This window comes from Lysobacter xanthus (assembly GCF_047159895.1).
The window spans coordinates 1-2941 of record NZ_BAAGAB020000127.1; the positions used below are offsets into that span (position 1 = coordinate 1).

Below are 2941 nucleotides of genomic sequence, written 5' to 3' on the forward strand. Positions count from 1 at the left end.
CTCGCTGCGCGGCTCGAGCGGCGCCGTGCCGGTGTAGCTGGCGGCGATCGGGCGCGTGGCCACCAGCGCGACCTCGACCGGCACGGCTTCGGGCGCCTTCTGCTTGCCATCGGGGCCTTCATCCGCGGACTTGGGACCGCCCTTGCACGCCGCCAGCACGAGGCACGGCAGCAGCAGGAGCGAGAGGCGCGCGAGACGAGCGCGCGGGGCGGAGACGGTGCGCATCGGAGGTTCCTCGAAGCGGTGGGAGCAGTGGATACGGGGCGGTACGCCGGTGTTGTACATAGGTATATCACCAGCGTTCATCCGGCCCATGCGCCGAAGGTCACGGGTGACCTCCGGCACGGGCTCGGAATCCCGAGCTCCCGCCCGATGCCGCCCCGCTCGGTTGCCGCGCGGACGCGCCGAACCGCCCGCGCCGTGCTGCCCCGTCGTCGAAAACGGGAGCCGCAGGCTATACTCGGCCGCTTGTGCGAACGCCTGTCGCGTCGCATTCCCACCGCCAGAACGAGAACCGCGGACCCCGACCCCATGCGACCGCTGACGATCGCCGCCCTCGCCTTCACCTCCCTGCTCGCCCTCGGCGTGCACGCGCAGCAGACCCCCACCGCCGAACCCGCCGCGGCGCCCGCGCCCGCGACGACGGCCCCGCCTGCGACGCCCGCCGCGGCGATGCCGGCCGCCGTCAAGGGGGACGCCGCGCGCGGTCGCGAGCTCACCTACACCTGCAAGGGCTGCCACGGGGTGACCGGCTACAAGAACGCGTACCCGAACTACCACGTGCCGCGGATCGGCGGGCAGAGCGAGCAGTACCTGGTCAATGCGCTGACCGGCTACCGCGAGGGCACGCGCAAGCACCCGACGATGCAGGCGCAGGCGCAGAGCTTCTCGGCCCAGGACATCGCCGACATCGCCGCCTACCTCGCGACCCTGAAGTGAGCACGACCATGACGAACACCCGACTCCTGCCGGGCGGCCTCGCCGTCGCCATCGCCCTGCTCCTCACCGCCTGCGGTCCGAAGGCCGAGCACGCCGAAGAGGGCGCCGAGCACGCGCCGGTGTCCGAGCACTCCTCGGCCGGCCTGCCCGAAGGCAGCATCGCCGCCGGCGAGAAGTTCGCGAACGCCAAGCAGGCAGGCACCGGCCAGGCCTGCGTCGAATGCCATGGCAAGGACGGCGCCGCCCCGATCGACCCCAGCTACCCGAAGTTGGCTGGCCAGTACGCCGACTACCTCGCGAGCGCGCTCGAGATGTATCGCGACGGTCGCCGCGAGAATGCGCTGATGTCCGCGCAGGCCAAGGGCCTGAAGGACCAGGACATCGCCGATCTCGCGACGTACTTCGCCTCGCGCCCGCGCGTGGTGCACGACCTGAGCGAACCGGTCGTCGGCAAGTAAGCCGAGCGATTGGCGCAGAAAAAACGGCCCGCACTGCGGGCCGTTTTTGCTTGCAGCCGTGCGAGCGGCGCCGCACGTGCCGCATCGTCGCCACATGTCGGTGAAGCGGACGCGGGCCGACGACGCGCGCCACGGTCGCGGTTACGCCAGAGAAAGCGGCCAAAGCCACTGCGCTCGGGAACATTCACGCGGTGCCCTGAAGGCCGCGCTCGACCGGACGGCGGGCATCCACCAAGCCTGAGCCCGGTGCCCGACACCGCGACAGCGTCTGCGCCGATCGGTTCACGATCCGACGCGGCGGCGCGCATGCGCTGGGATCGCATCGACGCGAGTTGCACCAGTGACTTCCACCACGCGCTCGCCGCGGACCCGCGTCGATCAGCCTCCGCCGTCGACCGCTCCCGGCGGCACGCCGGTCTTCGACGGCGCGAACAGGCCGGGCAGCTTCGGCGGTGGGGCGGGTTTGCCATCGGGCCCCCACGTCGCGCCATTACCGGACTGCAGTTCCGGCTTGAACGGCACGTCCGGCGGTGGTCGTGCGGTCGCCGGTTGCTCGTTGAGGTTCGGGTCGCTGACGCCGCAGCCCCCACCGAGCTGCAGGATCGACACGATGCAGATGATCCGCTTGTTCGTGCCGGGGATCGGAATGCCGACCTGCTTGACGCCCTTGTCGACCCAGTCGTCGAGCAACGTCTGGTTGGGCTTCCACAGGCGGTCCCAGCGCGTCGGCTCGTAGGGCAGCGGCTTGCGCTTGAGCCAGGTGCCCGCGCGGTCGATGTCGCGGATCTCGGCGGTGATCATGCCCGGCGGATGCCCGGCCGAGGCCGACCCCGGCCCGTCGGCGAGTCGCGGGCGACCGTCGCCGTCGAAGACGCCATTGCCGGGACGATTGCGATTGGAGTCGCCCCAGTCGTCCGCCCGGCGATTCGAAGCCCAGGACCCCGGCGACGGCGTCGCCTTCGGACCGACTCCCACGCCCGCGCTGGGGCTGGCGGACACCGGGCCCGCGCCGGGGCGGATCGCGTCCGCGATGCGGGTGTCGGCGTCCCCGGTCCCCGCGGTCGACGGTGAGGTGCTGTTGGCGGGCGCGGTGGACGTGCCCGGTCGCGTGGCCGGCGTCGGAATGGAACGGGCACGGACGTCCACGGACTGCGTCTCCGCACGCGCGGCCACGGACGGCGTGGGCACCGTGGCGGTCGGTGCCGGCGACCGCACCGGGTCGGGAATGGCGCGCGTGGCCACCTCGGGGGCGGCGGCCACGACCGGGGAGACGTCCACGCGGGGTGCGGCGACGGCGACCTGCGGCGCGCGGACGGCTTCCGGAATCGGCACCACGCGAACGTCGGTCGTGGGCGTGCGCACGACTTCGACCGCGGGCACCGGCAGCGACGTCGGCGGCAGCGTGAACACCGGCGGCTCGCTCGACACCGCCTTCGACACCTGCACGCGCTGCGGTTCGGCAGGCGTCGCCTCCGGCGTGGTCGGCGTAACGGCCGTCGCGGCGCTCGGCGCGGGCGGTGCGGTCGCGGCGCTGGCCGACGCCG

2 protein-coding genes and 2 pseudogenes are annotated in these 2941 nt (G+C 72.8%); 2 read left to right on the forward strand and 2 right to left on the reverse strand.

From position 1 onward, the window contains the following. Positions 1-225 (reverse strand): annotated as a pseudogene (locus ACY35P_RS15260) (efflux RND transporter periplasmic adaptor subunit); the annotation flags it as partial. Positions 226-531: 306 nt separating this feature from the next. Here ACY35P_RS15260 and ACY35P_RS15265 point away from each other — a divergent pair. Then, on the forward strand, positions 532-939 hold the full coding sequence (locus ACY35P_RS15265; protein WP_462116689.1) for a c-type cytochrome: 408 nt from the start codon (positions 532-534) through the stop codon (positions 937-939). An 8-nt stretch (positions 940-947) separates the two neighbouring features. Next, on the forward strand, positions 948-1397 hold the full coding sequence (locus tag ACY35P_RS15270) for a c-type cytochrome (RefSeq protein WP_462116690.1): 450 nt from the start codon (positions 948-950) through the stop codon (positions 1395-1397). A 378-nt stretch (positions 1398-1775) separates the two neighbouring features. On the opposite strand, the pseudogene ACY35P_RS15275 reads toward ACY35P_RS15270, so the two are convergent. After that, a pseudogene (locus tag ACY35P_RS15275) lies at positions 1776-2941 on the reverse strand (hypothetical protein); the annotation flags it as partial.

What these genes read in the sequence shown, in the direction of transcription:
- ACY35P_RS15270 (WP_462116690.1), top strand. Translation starts at nt 948, where the DNA reads ATGACGAACACCCGACTCCTGCCGGGCGGCCTCGCCGTCGCCATCGCC.
- ACY35P_RS15265 (WP_462116689.1), top strand. Translation starts at nt 532, where the DNA reads ATGCGACCGCTGACGATCGCCGCCCTCGCCTTCACCTCCCTGCTCGCC.